The sequence below is a fragment of the Thermomonas sp. genome (assembly GCF_019104945.1).
Taxonomy (GTDB): Bacteria; Pseudomonadota; Gammaproteobacteria; order Xanthomonadales; family Xanthomonadaceae; genus Thermomonas.
On record NZ_JAHRWW010000051.1, the window covers coordinates 1 to 16,539 of the forward strand.

Sequence of the window (16,539 nt, forward strand, 5' to 3'; positions counted from 1 at the left end):
GGCAATCGCGTTTTGTACCCATGGTTCCACCAACCAGCCGAAGGTGCGTGGGTTGCTGGCGGCCATGCCTGCCAAGGGCGGCTCGATCAATGGCCTACTGATGTCGCCCAGCAATACAAAGACAAACTTCACCACCACCCACGTCAGCCACAGTGGCAGCAGGGTTAGAAGGCCAGTCAAGAAGAGGCGCTGCAGACGCAGGCCAATAGAGGGGTTTGGGGGCATCTGCCCATTTTAGACGAAAAAGAACAGACCGAAGTACGACAAGTTGTTACTAGATTGATATCCATCAAAAAAATATCGCAAGCCGTCGCGTAGATTGCCGATGACTAGTTGCTGTATCGGGTGAGGGGCGGAATGGTTGCAAGTATTGGGGTAAGACAAGCCGAAAGGTTGAGCCGTAAGGCGATTATGGAGCGGTCTGTCACCCAGCGCGAGCGTGAGTATCGTGATGGTGAATTGATCATTTCACGCACCAATAAAGGTGGGGCAATCACCTATGTCAACGAATACTTCTGTGAAATCAGTGGATTTTCTGAAGAGGAGCTGATTGGCCAGCCTCACAACATCATTCGCCACCCCGATATGCCTGCGGCGGCATTTGCAGATCTATGGGCAACGCTAAATAAAGGCTTGCCATGGACAGGCGTGGTCAAAAATTATGCCAAAGGGGGCGATCATTATTGGGTCGTTGCCCATGTGGCACCAATGCGTGATGAGCGCGGCGATGTGACAGGATATTTGTCGGTGCGGCGCAAGCCAACACGTGAGCAGGTTTTACGAAGTGAGCGCGATTATGCATCGATGCGCGCAGGCACTTTGGGTGACGTGGTGGTCCGCAATGGCCAGCTGGTGAAGGTGCCATTGGCTGAGCGTATGAACCCGCTGTGGAAGTTGAACTTAACGACACGGCTATATTTGTTCTCATTAGTGGCGCCAGCATTAGCGGCTTGGCTGCTGCTACGAAACGGTGTGGTATCGGGGCTCGATTGGGCGTTGGTGCTGGCTGTGGCGGGGGGGATGCTGTATTCCGCGTACTGGCTTTCCAAGGATGTTGTTCACAGAGCTAATCAAGTTCGCCAGTCTTTACGCGAGATGAGTGGGGGGACTTACACCAGCCGTATCGATATCTCACGCAACGATGAGATTGGTCGCATTCTGATGGGGGTCAAAGTTCTGCAAACGCGGCAAGCCTATTACGTAGAAGAGTTGCGGCGCGAGGGGGAGAAAAGCCGTCGTGTCGTGGAGGCATTAAATGCGGCAACGGACAGCATCATGGTGGCGCGCTCGGATCGCACCGTTGTTTATGCAAATCGGGCGCTATTGGCAGACTTTGGAGCTTCCGAAGCCGAAATTGCGACTGCGGTAGCAGGCTTCAAAATTGAAAACGTCATTGGCATGCCGTTGGAAGAATTTCATCCCCAACCCGATGTGGGACGCAAGGTCCTTGCCGGTTTGACGGCGCCTTATGCTGAAACAATCGTATTGGGTGGGCTCACATTTGATGTGGTCATGACGCCTGTGTTCGATGAACGCGGCGCTACGATTGGCTACGTGGCCGAATGGAAAAACCGTACACAAGAACTGGTGGTTGAGCGTGAAATCGAACAAGTGGTGGCGGGTGCAGTGCGTGGTGAGCTGGAACGGCGTATCGAAGAAAACGGCAAGCAAGGCTTCCAGCTGACCTTGGCGCGTCAGCTCAATGCCATGCTGGCCAGCATGGGGCAGGCGATTGGTGAAATTCGCCATGTGCTTTCAGCCTTGGCTGAGGGCGATTTGACACGCCGTGTGGAGACCCGGCTACACGGTGCATTTGGCGAAATGGCGCGCAATGCCAATGACACCGTGGAGCAGTTAAGCGAAACGGTGGGGCAGATTCAAGATGCGGTGGACGTGATTCGTTCTGCGGCATCGGAAATTGCGGCTGGCAACGATGATCTGTCGCAGCGAACCGAGCAACAAGCGGCGCACTTGGAAAAAACCGCCACGTCGATGGAAGAGCTAACCTCCACCATTCAAAGCAATGCAGAAAATGCTCGCAACGCAAGAGAGCTTGCGGAAGGCGCTGCGAAGATTGCGCAGCAGGGGGGCGTCTTGGTGGACTCTGCGGTGGGGACAATGGGGCGCATCACCGCTGCATCACACAAAATTGAAGAGATCATCGGTGTGATCGATGGGATCGCTTTTCAAACCAATATCCTCGCGCTCAATGCAGCGGTGGAAGCGGCGCGTGCCGGTGAACAGGGGCGGGGGTTCGCGGTGGTGGCAGGTGAAGTGCGCACACTCGCCCAGCGTTCGGCCACGTCGGCCAGAGAAATCAAAACGCTGATCGATGCCTCAGTGCAGGCGGTGGATCAAGGGGCAACGCAAGTACAGGATACGGGGGGCACCATCGGTGCGCTGGTGGGAGAGGTCGATAAGGTCTCGGGCTTGGTCGTTGAGATCAGCGCAGCAAGTGAGGAGCAAGCGGCGGGAGTGCGCGTGGTGAATCAAGCTGTTGCCGAATTGGATAGCAGCACGCAACAAAACGCAGCGCTGGTGGAAGAAGCCAGCGCATCGGCGCGCTCGATGGCAGACCAAGCGAGTGCGCTGGCAGAGCTGGTGGCGCACTTTAAACTACGCTAAAGGCGCGTTTAGTGGGTGCGTACCAGTAGCAAGCTTACGTCGTCATAGCCGCGCGTGGCGTCTAGTGGCTGCGGCTTGTTGCTGGCCATGCGCTGTTTGCAGGCGTGGTCGTTGCAGAGGTTGAGCCAGCTGGTGCTTGAGGCATGTGTGCTCGCTTCTCCGGCGCTGGGTAGGCGATAGCTGTGGCCGTCTTGTGCGCCGCGCCAAGCGGCATAGGCTTGAGCGTCGGCGGCGGAGATGCAGACCACTGGCTTGCGATCGCTGCCGGTGTTGCTCCATTTCAGCGTGCGACCCAAGAAGCCTTTGCCGCAGTTGGAAAAGCCGCGCCCCGTTGCGTTGGCAAATTGAGCGTATTCAAGGCGAGAGATAGATTGAACCTCGAGCGGAGCTGTAGGCTGCGCAGGAGTATGGGCTGCGGCGGAAGCGGGTGTTGGAGCCGTGCTGGAAGGTGTTTTAGCTGTACGCGCACGTAGCGCGCGGAGTCTGGCTTCGGGCAGGTCAAGCCATGCTAGGTCGCTGACAAGTTTTGTGGCGGCAGGGCGCGTTTCCGAGCGTGCAAGTAGCTTATCTAGGCGTTCATCCAGCACGCTATCCAATCGCTTGCGTAAGGTGGTAATCGCTGCGCCTGTGCCGCCACGGCGCGCGTCGAGTTGCTGTGCGTGTTGGAAGTTGCTGATAGCAGTGTTCATATCACCATTGCGCAAGGCCGCAACGGAGGCATCGGCAAGCGCGTCGAATAATTGCGCTGTGAGCTTGAGGGTTTCGGGATAGGTGGGGTCAGCTTTCCAAGCGGCTTTTAGGCTATTCCACGCGTTGGCATTGGCGGGTGTGAGTAACTGGCCGTGACTGAGCTGCTGTTGCGCGTTGGCGAGATAGGCGGCGATACCAAGCGGTTCTTTTTGGTCTTTGTCGGTGGCCTCCAGTGGAATGTCTTCTACAGTGCTGGGTGCCGCTGCGGATGGTTGTGGGCTGGGGCGGTCTGTTTGCGTGGTAACAGGCGAAGGCGTAGTGGGGGCTTCAGGCTGTTGTTGCTGAAATAGTGCAAAACCAACCGCGATAGCAATTGCCGTTACCGCACCGGCTGAGATCAGCGTGCGTGAATTGGGTAGGGAGAATTTGCGTGCTCCCGTGGTGTTGGGAAGCTCAACGGCCGTAAACGCCTTGCCACTTTGCTGCTCCAATGCATCAAGCGCTTGCTGCATGTCGTTGGCGCTGGCGAAGCGTAGTTCGGGCTGTTTGGCCATCGCCTTGTCGATAAATGGCTGCCAATGTTTCAGCGCAGAAGGAAGGCGGGGGATGGGATCTTGCACATGCTTGATCGCCATGGTGAGCGCATCGCCTGCATTGAAAGGCAGTTGCCCCATCAGCATTTCCCACGCGAGAACGCCCATGCTGTAGATGTCTGCGCGGCGGTCCACCTCTTGGCCGCGTGCTTGTTCCGGGGGCATGTAGGCGGTGCTGCCAACGGCAAGCCCCGCATTGGTGAGCCTTGGGTTATTGCCACGGCGCAGCGCAATACCGAAATCGGCCAGCATGGGGCGGTCGCTGTCGTCGAATAAAACGTTCTCGGCCTTAACGTCACGGTGCACGACGCCGCGCACATGGGCGTAATCCAGCGCTTGCAGCAAGCTGCGCATGATAGCCGCAACTTTGGGTTGATCCCCTATGAGATTACGCTGGGCAAGGTGGCCGTGCGGCAGGTAGGGCATCGAGTAGAAAGGCAGGCCATCGGCAGTGCGGCCTACTTCAAAAATACCGACGATATTGGGATGTTCGAGCCGCGCAATGATGCGTGCTTCATTTTCAAAACGGGCGCGGCTGACTTCGTCTGCCAGCGCTTCGGGCAGCATAATTTTGAGCGCAACACGCCGTTCGAGCGACGTTTGCTCGGCGATATACACGGTGGACATGCCGCCGTGGCCGATGACGCGCTGAATTTGGTAGCCCGCTACGCTTGGATAGTTAGATGACGTCAACGCTGCTCTCTCCACACTTGCCGGGAGAGGATACGATGCCAAACGCGTGGGGGGAACCACCGCCGAGGCGGTGGCTTACAACAAGTGGCTATATCAGACTAAAAGGAGCGCTGACATCTGGCGGCGGAAGCGGCTAATGAGGTCTTCATCATCCAGAACGCGGAAGGCGTCAATCAGGGATTTGCGCGCTAGCCCGTCGGAATAGGTCTTATCGCGTTTCAGCATCTCGATGAACTGGGCGAGCCCGGCTTCGGCGTCACCGGCCACCAGTTGGCGAACACCCAGAAGGTGACGCGCGCGCAAGTCATCGGGGTTGGCTGCGATAGCGGCTTCCAATACCTCGGCAGGAGGCGCGTCTTTTAGTAGGGCGGAAAAGCCCAGCTTGGCGCGGGCTTTAATGGCGCGATCATCGGTGGCAAGGTTAGCCGGGAGCTTGTCGAGCAGTTGTTCGGCCTCAGCCGCTGCGCCGATTTGCAGCAGCGCTAGGGCGAGGTCGAGCTTGTGCTCGTCTTTGCTCGGCTCAGTCTCTACTTCTTTACGCAGGCGCAGCACCTCTTGGTGCGGGTCTAGCGGCGCAGGGGCGGCTTCGGGGGCCTGGTCTTCGCTGGGCGCGGCAGGCTCAATGCCCACTTGCTTCAGCATCTCGCGTAGCTGGCCTTCCGGTAGCGCGCCGGGAATAGCGCCCAGCACTTGGCCGTCTTTCACCACGGCGATGGTGGGAACAGAGCGAATTTGGAATGCGGCGGCGAGCTCTTGCTCTTTATCCACATCGACCTTGGCCAGCACAAATGCGCCGTGATAGTCCGCCGCAAGTTTTTCCAGCACCGGCCCAAGGGTTTTACACGGGCCGCACCACGTCGCCCAAAAGTCCACCAGTACGGGGGTTTCAAGCGATTTGCGGATCACCGTTTCTTCAAACGTGGCGGCGGTGGCGTCAAAAACGTAGGGCGAAGCGGTGTCGGTCATGGCGGGCCTGGCAAAGATGTTTCTAATCAGATGGGGGCGATGCAGGATAATCGCAAGCCAATGAGTGTTTTAAGATAACGCCGATGATGAAGCCTTTTTCGAGTGCCGCTTTACGCTGGGTGGCGGCCGCTATCGTGCTGTTTGTGCTGACGCTGCTACTGGCGCGGGTGGGGGTTCCGGAGTTTTCGCATCTGGTGCATCCGCTGGCACTGCGCGGTGCGGTGGGCTTGCCGGGGGCGAAGCTGTTTAACGCTGGGGCATTTTTGCTGCCAGGCATTAGCCTGCTGCTGGCGGCGCATGCGCTGCGGCCAGCAGTGCAGGAACGCGGCTGGATGGCACGGTTGGGGCTAACACTGGCGCAGCTGTCGGTGCTGGCGTTTGCCCTGCAGGGGGCGATGCCTCTGGATCAGCGTGGGGTAGAGGAGCTAACCAGCCGCCTACATGTTTCGCTGTGGATGCTGTGGTGGATCGCGTTTGTGCCTGCGATGCTGTTATTGGCACTGGGAGCTAAACGCGGAAAAGGGTTTGCGGTGTTCTGCTTGGGCGCGGGCTTGCTGCTGCCGGTGCTTACCGTGCTCGCTCCCATTGGTGCGTGGGTGGGGCTGGCGCAGCGGTTGGCGTATGCCGTGTGGCTGCTGTGGTGGTTGGGCGCGGCGCTGTGGCTGCGTCGCGCCCAGTAGCACCGATAGGTTAATTGTTCACTGGCTTGTCTTGCTGGCGATACACCTTGCCCGCTTTCATCACGAAATTGACGTGCTGCATCAGGTTGATATCGTCCAGTGGGTTGCCAGAAACGGCCACAACGTCGGCATATTTCCCGACTTCTAAGCTACCAAGATCCTTGCTTTTCTTGAGAAGCTCCGCCGCATTCTTGGTGGCGGCCTGTAGCGCGTAGGAGGCGGGAATGCCGGCTTCCACCATGTAGGCAAATTCTTTGGCGTTTTGCCCGTGCGGGTACACGGCCGCGTCGGTGCCGAAGGCGATCTTCACGCCAGCCTTGTACGCGCGCCCAGCGGTGCCTTGGATCAGCGGCCCAATTTGCTTGGCTTTGGCCGCAACCTGCGGGGTGTAGTAGCCGGGAACTTCGGCTTTCTCCGCGACATATTTACCGGCGATGATGGTGGGCACATACCACGTGCCGCGTTCTTTCATCAGTTTCATGCCCGCATCATCAAGATAGGTGCCGTGTTCAATGGAATCCACGCCGCCTTGTACCGCGCGACGAATGCCTTCAGCGCCGTGCGCGTGCGCGGCCACGGTCAGGCCATAGTCGTGCGCCGCGGCTACGATGGCCTTGATTTCATCCAAAGTCATTTGTGGGTTATCGGCGCTGCCACTTTGATCTAACACGCCGCCGGAGGGCATGATTTTCAATACGTCTACGTGGTCTTTGTAGTGCTGACGCACGGTTTTCCACGCATCGTCCACGCCGTTAATAATGCTGTCTTTTGCGCCGGGGTCGCCTTGTAGGTCTAGACGTAGGCCGTCGGTTTCGTCGGCGTGGCCGCCGGTTGAGCCGATGGCGCTACCAGCCGTAAAGATGCGCGGGCCGGGAATGCTGCCCGCGTTGATCGCATCACGCAGGGCGATGGAGATATTGGCGCCATCGCCCAAATTGCGCACGGTGGTGAAACCTGCCTGTAGGGTGCGGTTGGCGTAAAGAGTAGAGCGAATCGCGTAGTCGGCGGTGTTCAGACGGAAACGGTCGGTGAACGCGGTGGGGCTGGTTTCGCCGGTCAGGTGGGTATGGGAGTCGATCAGGCCGGGCAGGCAGGTTTGCGCGCTAAGGTCGATGGCCTGCGCATCTGCGGCGGCGGGGGCGGTGCCTGCACGAACCTCGGCGATACGGTCGTTGCGCACGGTAATGTTGTGCGGCCCCAGTAGCTTGCCGCTGTTGCTATCGAAGAGTTGGCCGCAATGCAGCACGGTGTCGGCGGCAAAGCTGGGCGCAGTGGCGGCCAGTAGGCCTGTGGCAAGCAGTAAGTGGTAGCGCATCAAAACCCCCTGTTGATGTTGGCGTGTTCAGCCAATCATGGCGGGTTTTGGCCCACTGCGGTAGGCTTTCCTATCCTGTTTCCGTAAAAAGTTCACCGTGTCCGAGCCCGCCATCTACGATCCCCGCACCGTTGAAGCCGCCGCCCAGTCGTTTTGGGCCACTACACGCGCCTTTGAGGTGACGGAAGATTCGAGCAAGCCCAAGTATTACTGCCTGTCCATGCTGCCGTACCCGTCCGGCGCGCTGCACGTTGGGCATGTGCGCAATTACACCATTGGCGACGTGATTTCCCGTCACAAGCGGATGACCGGCCATAACGTGCTGCAGCCGATGGGTTGGGACGCCTTCGGCCTACCGGCGGAAAACGCCGCGATCAAGAACAAAACCGCGCCGGCGAAGTGGACCTATTCCAATATCGAACACATGCGTAGCCAGCTGAAGTCACTGGGTTATGCGATCGACTGGAGCCGCGAGTTCGCTACCTGCACGCCAGAGTATTACCAGCACGAACAGCGCATGTTCGTGCGTCTGCTGAAGAAGGGCGTGGCCTATCGCAAGAATTCGGTGGTGAACTGGGATCCGGTTGACCAGACCGTGCTGGCCAACGAGCAGGTGATCGACGGCCGCGGCTGGCGCACTGGCGCGCTGGTGGAAAAACGCGAGATCCCGCAGTGGTTCTTCCGTATCACCGATTACGCGCAAGAATTGCTGGACGAATTGGGCGGCTTAGAAGGCTGGCCGGATTCGGTGAAAACCATGCAGCGCAACTGGATTGGGCGCAGCGAAGGGCTGGAAATTCAATTTAAGGTCGATGGCGAAGATACACCGTTGACCGTCTTCACCACGCGTCCCGACACCCTGATGGGCGTCACCTTCATCAGTATTGCCGGTGAGCACCCGCTGGCGATCAAAGCGGCACAAAACAACCCCGAACTGGCCGCCTTTTTAGCCGAGCTGAAAAAAGGTGGGGTGTCGGAAGCAGAGCTTGAGACCCAAGAAAAGCGCGGTATGGCTACCGGGCAATGGGCCAAACACCCAATCACCGGCAACGATGTGCCGATTTATGTCGCCAACTTCGTGCTGATGGGCTACGGCACTGGCGCGGTAATGGCAGTGCCAGCGCACGACCAGCGCGACTGGGAGTTTGCCCAAGCCTACGGCCTGATTGCGATGCCGGTGATTGTAGATGCCGCAACGCGCGATGCACTGTTAGAAATTCAATCGCATGTACAAGACAACGACGACCCGATGGCCGTAGCCTTGGGCGAACACGCTCCGGTGGACGTGTTTGAAGTCGATGCGGCTGTGGCGATGGTGCAGGGGTATTTGGACAATATTGAAAACAACGGCGCGTATACCGAGCGTGGCTGGCTGATCAATTCGGGCGAATTTTCGGGCCTCGATTTTGATGCCGCTTTTGACGCCATTGCGGCGAAACTCGAAGCCGATGGAATCGGCAAGCGCCGTGTCAACTATCGCCTGCGCGACTGGGGTGTATCGCGTCAGCGCTATTGGGGCTGCCCGATTCCGGTGATTTATTGCCAAGGCTGCGGCGCAGTGCCGGTGCCGGAAGACCAGCTGCCGGTGGTGTTGCCGGAAGACGTGGCCGATGCGTTTGCCGCAGGCCAGGTGCATTCGCCGATCAAGTCCGACGCCGACTGGCGCAAAACCACCTGTCCGCAGTGCGGTGGTGCGGCCGAGCGCGAAACCGATACCTTCGATACTTTTATGGAATCGAGCTGGTATTACGCGCGCTACACCTCGCCGGGCGCGGCCGATATGGTGGACGAACGTGCCAACTATTGGTTGCCGGTGGATCAATACATCGGTGGGATCGAGCACGCGATCTTGCATCTGATGTACTTCCGCTTCTACCACAAGCTGCTGCGTGATGCGGGGCTGGTGACATCAAACGAACCGGCCACGCGTCTTTTGACCCAAGGCATGGTGATTGCCGACACCTTCTTCCGCGCTAACCCCGACGGCAGTAAAGATTGGATCAACCCAGCCGACGTGGAGCTGACCCGTGACGATAAGGGCCGCATCAACGGTGCAACGCTGAAAGCCGACGGCCAGCCGGTGGCGATTGGCGGCACCGAGAAAATGTCCAAGTCGAAGAACAACGGCGTGGACCCACAAATTTTGGTGGATAAATACGGCGCCGACACCGTACGCCTGTTCTCGATGTTTGCCGCGCCGCCGGATCAATCGCTGGAATGGAGCGATGCAGGCGTAGACGGTATGGCGCGTTTCCTGCGCCGCCTGTGGCGCGATGTGCACGCACACGCGGCGCAACCACGCGTGGCGCTAGATGTGGCCGCGCTGGATGCCGCGCAGAAAACGCTGCGCAGGCAAACGCATGAAGCCATCACCAAGGTGAGCGACGACTACGCCCGCCGTCACAGCTTCAACACGGCGATTGCCGCGCTGATGGAGCTGCTCAACCACGTGAATAAATTCAGCGATGCCAGCCCGCAAGGGTGTGCAGTGCAGCACGAAGCATTGGAGGCCATCGTGCTGCTGCTCAATCCGATCACCCCGCATATTTGCCACACGCTGTGGCAGGTGCTGGGGCATGCGGAAACGCTGCTGGAAGATGTTGCGTTCCCGAAGGCCGACCCCGGCGCGTTGGTACGCGATGCGGTGAAGTTGGCAGTGCAGGTCAACGGCAAGTTGCGCGCCACCATTGAAATGCCTGTGGACGCAAGCCGCGAGGCTGTTGAAGCGGCTGCAATGGCCGATGCCGCAGTGGCGAACTTTGTGGCCGGGCAGACGCCGAAGAAAGTGATCGTGGTGCCCGGCAAGATCGTCAATATCGTGGTGTAACGATGAACTATCGCCTTATTGCCATTGCGCTTACGGCCACACTGCTTGCAGGTTGTGGGTTCCATTTGCGTAAAGCGCTGCGCCTGCCGGAAAACCTCGGCCCGGTGCGGGTAACCGCGTCGGATCGTTACAGCCCGTTGGCCGATACCTTGGCAGAAGGCTTGCAGCGCGCCGGGGCTGTGCCTGCTGCGGAAGACACTAAAGACGAGGTGGCAATACTGGCGATCGTGTCTGAACAGTGGGCCGACACGCCCATCAGCATGGATCAGTTTGGCCGCGCGCAGGAGTTCACCCTGCGCTACGCCGTGATCTTCAGCCTGAAACGTGCCGATGGTGAGATGCTGGTGCCGCAGCAGGCGATCGAGCTCTCGCGTGATTACCTCGCCCCGGCGGTGGATTCCATTGGTAAAACCGCCGAACGCGAACTTCTGGTGCGTGAACTACGCCGCGATATGGCTGCCGCCGTGCTGCGCCGCGTGGATGCTGTGTCTTCGCAGCGCACGCCGGCCTCTCCGTAAGCTAGCCGCACAGTGGAACTTAACGCCGACCGCCTCAGCGCTACGCTCAGCAAAGAACCGCTGCGCCCGGTGTACCTCATTGCGGGCAGCGAGCCGTTGCTGGTGCTTGAAGCCGCCGATGCCGTGCGCGTGGCCGCGCGTGCGCAGGGCATGGGGGAGCGAGAAGTACATGATATGGAAGGCCGCGATGCCGACTGGGGCGCGCTGGAGTCGTCCATTCATGCGCCCAGCTTGTTTTCCAGCCAGCGGCTGATTGAACTTCGCCTACCCACAGGCAAGCCGGGGGGCGAAGGCGCGAAGCTGATTGCTGGCTTTTGTGCCAACCCACCGCCCGACGTGGTATTGCTGATCGTGGCCAGCGAATGGTCGAAATCGCATGCTGGGAAATGGAGCGAAGCGGTCGCCAAGGCCGGGCATCTAGTCACCATTTGGCCGGTGAAACCGCATGAGCTGGGTAGTTGGATCGGCCAGCGCCTGCGCAGCCGTGGCCTGAAGACTACGCCGGATGCGGTGGCGCAGCTCGCGCAGCGAGTAGAAGGCAATCTACTTGCGGCAGCGCAAGAGATCGACAAGCTCGCCTTGCTGTTGCAAGGCGAGACTGCGGTGATCGACGCGGCGCGCATGGCCGATCTAGTTGCAGATTCGGCACGCTTTGATGTGTTTCGTCTCACCGATGCGGCGCTCAACGGCCAGCCGGTGCAAGTGGCGCGTGTGCTGGCAGGCCTACGTGCGGAAGGGGAGGCCATCCCCGCGTTGATGGGCATGGTGGTGCGCGAGCTCACCTTGGTGGCGCAGCTTGCGAAAGCGCGCAACTTCGCTGCCGAATGCAAAGCTCTGCGCATTTGGGATTCCAAACAAGCCGTGTATAAGCGCGCACTGGCACGGCATGCGCCAGAGCGCTGGGAGCGACTGCTGGTGGAAGCGGGCCGGGTAGATCGCATCGCCAAAGGCCGCGTGCGGCCGGGTAAAGAGTCGTTTGATGCGTGGCTGCAGCTAGAACGGTTGTTACTGGCGGTGGCTGAAAAAAGCGCGCTACGGCTGCTGGCATCATGAGCCAGCGTTTGCACGTGTTCTATGGCGGCAGCTTTGACCCGGTGCATAACGGGCATCTGGCCATTGCGCAGGTGGTTCGTGATCGTTTGCATGCCGACGTGAGTCTGTTGCCCGCCGGTGCGCCGCCACATAAGGCAGGCACCCATGCCAGCGGAGAGCAGCGCGCCGAAATGCTGGAGCTTGCCATCGCCAACATGGCGAATATCCGCGTGGATCACCGCGAGCTGCGCCGCGCAGGCCCGTCTTATACCGTTGATACATTGGCCGAACTGCGCGCTGAACTTGGGCCGCAAGCGCCGATCGCTTGGCTGATTGGTGCCGATTCGCTACTGCAGCTGCATACGTGGCAGCGCTGGGAAACTTTGTTCGATCTGGCCCATATCGTGGCCGTGCGCCGCCCCAATACAGCGCTGGATGCGCAGCGCCTACGCGCCGATGCGCCGTCTGTATTGGCAAAAATCAATGGCCGCTGGCTACCGCCGGAGGCGCTGACAGATAGCCCCGCTGGTGGTTTCAGCCTCATCAGCCTGCCAGAGCTGCGCCCTGAATCCTCCAGTGAGCTGCGCCAACGTATCGCCCAAGGGGAGAATTGGCAGGCGTGGCTGCCTCCTAGCGTTGTGGCCTATATCGAACGGTTCAATCTCTATCGCTAGTCGGCCGTTATAATAGGCGTCACTCCATCGAGCGCGCCGCCTTGACCAACGCTGCCCAAGTTATCAAAACCAGCCTACCCACCCCGCCGCCGTCGGTGGACGCCCTGCGCCAAGCGGTGCGCGATGGGTTGGAGTCTTTGAAAGCCCAAAATATTTTGGAAATCGACGTGCGCGGCAAAAGCAGCGTCTGCGATTTCATGGTGATCGCCTCCGGTACTTCCACGCGCCACGTAAAATCGGTGGCCGACGAAGTGGTGCGCTTCGCCAAGAAGCTCGACGTGATGCCACTAGGTGTAGAAGGCGAACGCGAAGCCGAGTGGGTGCTGGTGGACTTAGGCGATGTCGTGGTGCACGTGATGCTGCCGCGCGTGCGTGAGTTCTACGCACTGGAGCGCCTATGGTCGGTGGGTGACGAACCACCAAAAGCGGGCGCAGAGCTAGAAGACGTAGGCGCGGCCGAATAAGCGGTGAAAGCACGCCTGATCGCCGTTGGCGAGCGCGCCCCAAGTTGGGTTGCGCAAGGCTTCACCGAATACCAAAAACGCCTCTCGCACTGGCTGCCTTTGGAACTGGTGGAGGTCGAACCGGGTGTGCGCGGCAAAGGCCGCGACACCGCCCGCGCGATGAGCGACGAAGGCGCGCGCGTGCTTGCGGCACTACCCAAAAACGCCCACGTTATTGCGCTGGACGGCCGCGGCAAAATGCACAGCTCCGAACAACTTGCACAGCGCCTTGAGCACTGGCGCAGCCAAGGCCGCGACCTTGCGTTTCTTATTGGCGGCCCCGAAGGCCATGCTCAGGATGTCATTACCCGCGCCGCCGAACTTTGGTCACTTGGCCCACTCACCTTGCCGCATATGCTGGTGCGCCTCGTCTTAGCCGAACAGCTCTACCGCGCCGCCGCACTGCTGGCGAATCACCCGTATCACCGGGCGTGAACCAAGAGTGCTCAGTCTGATTGTTTCACTTCAGCCGAACACGCGGATTGTGGAGCTGGCTTGAATTCTGGGTAGTCGGCGAGCCGCACCACCCCTGCACGATCAGCAAGCCCCTCTTGAGTTAGCAGGCGCTTCACGCCTTCCTCATAATCTGAGGGCAGCTCAACATTGCATACACCCAAGGCAGCCATGTCTGCGCCAGAAAGTGTGTACGCTTGGTTTTGAGGCGGCAGTGGCAGGTAGTCCACTAAACAGTCGATGCGCTCATCGATGCCAGTTTTAGAAAATAGCTGTTTGTGTTGACGCGCAGCAGTTTGATAGTAGCGGCGTAACTTTTCCCGCAACTTCGGCCCTTGCTTCTGGAGTTCAACCTCTATTTCAGCACTGGATAAGCGTGCACCGTTACGCGTCATGGCACCTGTCAGGTTAGGAATATCACCGGCTAAAATGCGCTCGAATGCGATATCGTTGGGCACGTTCTGCGGACAGCTGTTGTGCCAGATCACCATACTTTCCGGTAGCACCTTTCTTACAGGTGCGGGGGTGAATAGATAACTTGCGCATGCTGAATTGCAAACTCTATCAACGACTACGGTAAGTTTTCGGCGAAGGACAATCTCACCCATGTCGATCGCTGGTAGCGCGTCGCCACCACGCGAACGCACTTGTAATGTTGTCACGCCCGGATGCGTCTTCAGCGTCTTCTGAAATAGAGAAAGGCCATCCACTGTGATAATGTCGACGTAATAAAGTGTGTCGCCCTCTACACGCACTTGCGCGTCATAGTTGCCGCCTACAAGTACCTGCTGGTGTTCAGCCTGTGGCTTTAGTTCGTTGGCAGGTGCCAATGTAGAGGTGATACCTGCAGCAAGCCCTGCTGCATAGAGCAGTGCGCGGCTGTGGGCTGTACGGTTCTTAGGCGTGGTTCCAGCTTGGAACTCATGTACATGGCCATCAAGCACGCGCACTAGAGTGGGTGCTGAATTTTCGTTATGTCTTTATACAAAAAACCCGCCATCACTGGCGGGCTTTTTGTGAAACGGATGCAGCGAGGAATTAAACCTGCATCGCCTTGGCGACTTCGGCTAGGTAGTCTTCTTGCACCTTTTCGATGCCTTCGCCTACCACCAGACGCTGGAAGCCAACCACGTCGGCACCGGCGGCCTTGACCACGGCTTCCACGGTCTTGTCGCCGTCCAGCACGTAGCTCTGGCCGTACAGGGTGACTTCGCTGATGATCTTGTTGATCTTGCCGCTGATGATTTTTTCGAGGATTTCGGCCGGCTTGGCCTTGTCCTTTTCGCTCATCTTGGCCAGCTCGATTTCTTTTTCCTTGGCCACGAACTCGGCCGGAACGTCAGCGGCCTTGTTGTGCGGCGGGTTCATTGCGGCCACGTGCATGGCAAGGCCACGGGCCAGCTCTTCGCTACCGCCAGCCAGTTCCACCAGTACACCGATCTTGCCATTGGTGTGCACATAGGTGCCCACGTTGTTGGCGGTGTCCAGCTTCACCAAACGGCGAATCTGGATGTTTTCACCCAGCTTCTGCACGGCGGTGGCACGGGCTTCTTCCACAGTTTCGCCGGAGGCGAGCTTGGCGGCCTTCAGTGCTTCAACGTCGGCAGCGCCGGAAGCCAGCGCAGCCGCAGCAACCGCGTCCACGAAGGACTTGAAGTTAACATCGTTGGCCACGAAGTCGGTTTCAGAGTTGATTTCAACCAGTACGGCCTTGCCGCCGTTTTGGGCCACGCCCACGCGGCCTTCAGCGGCCACGCGGTCGGCCTTTTTGTCGGCCTTGGCGGCGCCCGACTTGCGCAGGGCTTCTGCTGCAGCGTCGATATCGCCATTGGTTTCAGTGAGTGCCTTCTTGCACTCCATCATGCCGGCGCCAGTGCGCTCGCGCAGTTCCTTCACGAGGGAAGCGGTAATTTCAGCCATGGGGTTACCTCAAAATTAAATACTTAAGCCCCTCTCCGTGCGGAGAGGGGAAATTTAAGCGCAGCCGCGTGGTGCGGTTGCGGAAGAGCGATTACTCGCCTTTCTTGCCGTGCTTGGCGGCTTCTTCGCCTTCAACAGCGGCGGCGAAGTCTTCTTCGCGCACGTTGGCGGCGTTCGGCGCAGCGGCCTTGCCTTCCAGCACGGCGTCAGCGGCAGCGCGGGCGTACAGCTGCACAGCACGGATGGCGTCGTCGTTGCCCGGGATGGCGTAGTCCACCAGGTTGGGGTCGTAGTTGCTGTCCACCACCGCGATCACCGGGATGCCGAGCTTCTTGGCTTCCTTGATGGCGATGTCTTCATGGCCGATATCGATCACGAAGATGGCGTCGGGCAGACGGTTCATTTCCTTGATGCCGCCGAGGCTGGCTTCCAGCTTGTCGCGTTCGCGGCGCAGGCCCATCACTTCGTGCTTGACCAGCTTCTGGAAGGTGCCATCGGTTTCAGCGGCCTCCAGTTCCTTCAAACGGGCAACCGACTTCTTCACGGTGGCGAAGTTGGTCAGGGTGCCGCCCAGCCAACGCTGGTTCATGAAGGGCTGGCCGCAACGCTCGGCTTCTTCCTTGATGGCTTCACGCGCGCTGCGCTTGGTGCCCAGGAACAGGATGGTGCCGCGCTTTTGCGCAACGCCGCTGATGAAGTTCATCGCGTCGTTGAACAGCGGGACGGTCTTTTCAAGGTTGATGATGTGGATCTTGCCGCGCGCACCGAACAGGTACGGGGCCATTTTGGGGTTCCAGTAGCGGGTCTGGTGGCCGAAGTGAACGCCGGCTTCCAGCATCTGACGCATGGTGATTTGGGGCATGGTAAAACTCCTAAATGTAAGGAACCCACGCCAAGGGAATGAAGGCGCTGCGCCGCATCCTAGAAGGATTAGCGCTGGATTCCGGGGTTGGGCCTCCCTGTCGTCACTGCGTCCGAACCCGCTTACGCGGGCACCCCGGAACAGGGATTGCCGACAGGTGTGGATTCGACGGTTTCGAGAGGGCCTCG

At 59.3% G+C, this 16,539-nt stretch carries 14 protein-coding genes and 1 pseudogene; 8 read left to right on the plus strand and 7 right to left on the minus strand.

Features of this window, described 5'->3' with window-relative positions:
- Positions 1-225 (minus strand): annotated as a pseudogene (locus KUL77_RS11660) (hypothetical protein); the annotation flags it as partial.
- A 168-nt stretch (positions 226-393) separates the two neighbouring features.
- Between KUL77_RS11660 and KUL77_RS11665 the strand changes: the two are divergent.
- Positions 394-2,625, plus strand: a complete 2,232-nt coding sequence (locus KUL77_RS11665; RefSeq protein WP_297147362.1) for a methyl-accepting chemotaxis protein — start codon at positions 394-396, stop codon at positions 2,623-2,625.
- A gap of 8 nt (positions 2,626-2,633) precedes the next feature.
- Here the strand turns inward: KUL77_RS11665 and KUL77_RS11670 are convergent, their stop codons facing one another.
- Positions 2,634-4,601, minus strand: a complete 1,968-nt coding sequence (locus KUL77_RS11670; protein WP_297147364.1) for a serine/threonine-protein kinase — start codon at positions 4,599-4,601, stop codon at positions 2,634-2,636.
- 93 nt (positions 4,602-4,694) lie between these two features.
- The gene (trxA, locus tag KUL77_RS11675; protein WP_297147367.1) at positions 4,695-5,567 is read right to left on the minus strand and encodes a thioredoxin; all 873 of its coding nucleotides are present in this window, start codon (positions 5,565-5,567) and stop codon (positions 4,695-4,697) included.
- 83 nt (positions 5,568-5,650) lie between these two features.
- On the opposite strand from trxA, the gene KUL77_RS11680 reads away from it, so the two are divergent.
- Positions 5,651-6,247 carry a DUF998 domain-containing protein gene (locus KUL77_RS11680; RefSeq protein ID WP_297147370.1) on the plus strand — a complete coding sequence of 199 codons (597 nt, stop codon included), beginning with the start codon at positions 5,651-5,653 and terminating at the stop codon, positions 6,245-6,247.
- A gap of 10 nt (positions 6,248-6,257) precedes the next feature.
- On the opposite strand, the gene KUL77_RS11685 is transcribed toward KUL77_RS11680, so the two are convergent.
- Positions 6,258-7,562 (minus strand): amidohydrolase family protein, encoded by a 1,305-nt coding sequence (locus KUL77_RS11685; protein WP_297147372.1) that lies wholly within the window; start codon positions 7,560-7,562, stop codon positions 6,258-6,260.
- A 97-nt stretch (positions 7,563-7,659) separates the two neighbouring features.
- Between KUL77_RS11685 and leuS the strand changes: the two genes are divergently transcribed.
- From leuS to rlmH, 6 genes are read left to right on the plus strand one after another with little or no spacing between them, the layout of a single operon-like run.
- Complete coding sequence (gene leuS, locus KUL77_RS11690; RefSeq protein ID WP_297147374.1) at positions 7,660-10,389, plus strand: leucine--tRNA ligase; 2,730 nt, start codon at positions 7,660-7,662, stop codon at positions 10,387-10,389.
- 2 nt (positions 10,390-10,391) lie between these two features.
- Positions 10,392-10,907, plus strand: a complete 516-nt coding sequence (lptE, locus tag KUL77_RS11695; RefSeq protein ID WP_297147376.1) for an LPS assembly lipoprotein LptE — start codon at positions 10,392-10,394, stop codon at positions 10,905-10,907.
- 12 nt (positions 10,908-10,919) lie between these two features.
- On the plus strand, positions 10,920-11,960 hold the full coding sequence (gene holA, locus KUL77_RS11700; RefSeq protein ID WP_297147379.1) for a DNA polymerase III subunit delta: 1,041 nt from the start codon (positions 10,920-10,922) through the stop codon (positions 11,958-11,960).
- Positions 11,957-12,613, plus strand: coding sequence for a nicotinate-nucleotide adenylyltransferase (gene nadD / locus KUL77_RS11705; protein ID WP_297147382.1), 657 nt, complete (start codon positions 11,957-11,959; stop codon positions 12,611-12,613). The genes holA and nadD overlap by 4 nt, the downstream gene beginning before the upstream one ends.
- Positions 12,614-12,654: 41 nt before the next feature.
- Positions 12,655-13,077, plus strand: coding sequence for a ribosome silencing factor (rsfS, locus tag KUL77_RS11710; RefSeq protein ID WP_297147385.1), 423 nt, complete (start codon positions 12,655-12,657; stop codon positions 13,075-13,077).
- A gap of 3 nt (positions 13,078-13,080) precedes the next feature.
- Complete coding sequence (rlmH, locus tag KUL77_RS11715; RefSeq protein ID WP_297147387.1) at positions 13,081-13,551, plus strand: 23S rRNA (pseudouridine(1915)-N(3))-methyltransferase RlmH; 471 nt, start codon at positions 13,081-13,083, stop codon at positions 13,549-13,551.
- Positions 13,552-13,562: 11 nt separating this feature from the next.
- Here rlmH and KUL77_RS11720 read toward each other — a convergent pair whose 3' ends face one another.
- From KUL77_RS11720 to rpsB, 3 genes are all read right to left on the minus strand, one after another.
- Entirely contained in the window at positions 13,563-14,519 is a 957-nt protein-coding gene (locus KUL77_RS11720; protein ID WP_297147388.1) for a hypothetical protein, read from the minus strand.
- A gap of 88 nt (positions 14,520-14,607) precedes the next feature.
- Positions 14,608-15,489, minus strand: a complete 882-nt coding sequence (gene tsf / locus KUL77_RS11725; RefSeq protein WP_297147390.1) for a translation elongation factor Ts — start codon at positions 15,487-15,489, stop codon at positions 14,608-14,610.
- A gap of 91 nt (positions 15,490-15,580) precedes the next feature.
- Positions 15,581-16,351, minus strand: coding sequence for a 30S ribosomal protein S2 (rpsB, locus tag KUL77_RS11730; RefSeq protein WP_297147391.1), 771 nt, complete (start codon positions 16,349-16,351; stop codon positions 15,581-15,583).
- Positions 16,352-16,539 lie beyond the last annotated feature (188 nt).

Coding starts and splice junctions, on each gene's coding strand:
- nadD (WP_297147382.1), top strand. CDS start 11,957: ATGAGCCAGCGTTTGCACGTGTTCTATGGCGGCAGCTTTGACCCGGTG.
- KUL77_RS11685 (WP_297147372.1), bottom strand. CDS start 7,562: ATGCGCTACCACTTACTGCTTGCCACAGGCCTACTGGCCGCCACTGCG.
- lptE (WP_297147376.1), top strand. CDS start 10,392: ATGAACTATCGCCTTATTGCCATTGCGCTTACGGCCACACTGCTTGCA.
- tsf (WP_297147390.1), bottom strand. CDS start 15,489: ATGGCTGAAATTACCGCTTCCCTCGTGAAGGAACTGCGCGAGCGCACT.
- trxA (WP_297147367.1), bottom strand. CDS start 5,567: ATGACCGACACCGCTTCGCCCTACGTTTTTGACGCCACCGCCGCCACG.
- rpsB (WP_297147391.1), bottom strand. CDS start 16,351: ATGCCCCAAATCACCATGCGTCAGATGCTGGAAGCCGGCGTTCACTTC.
- KUL77_RS11680 (WP_297147370.1), top strand. CDS start 5,651: ATGATGAAGCCTTTTTCGAGTGCCGCTTTACGCTGGGTGGCGGCCGCT.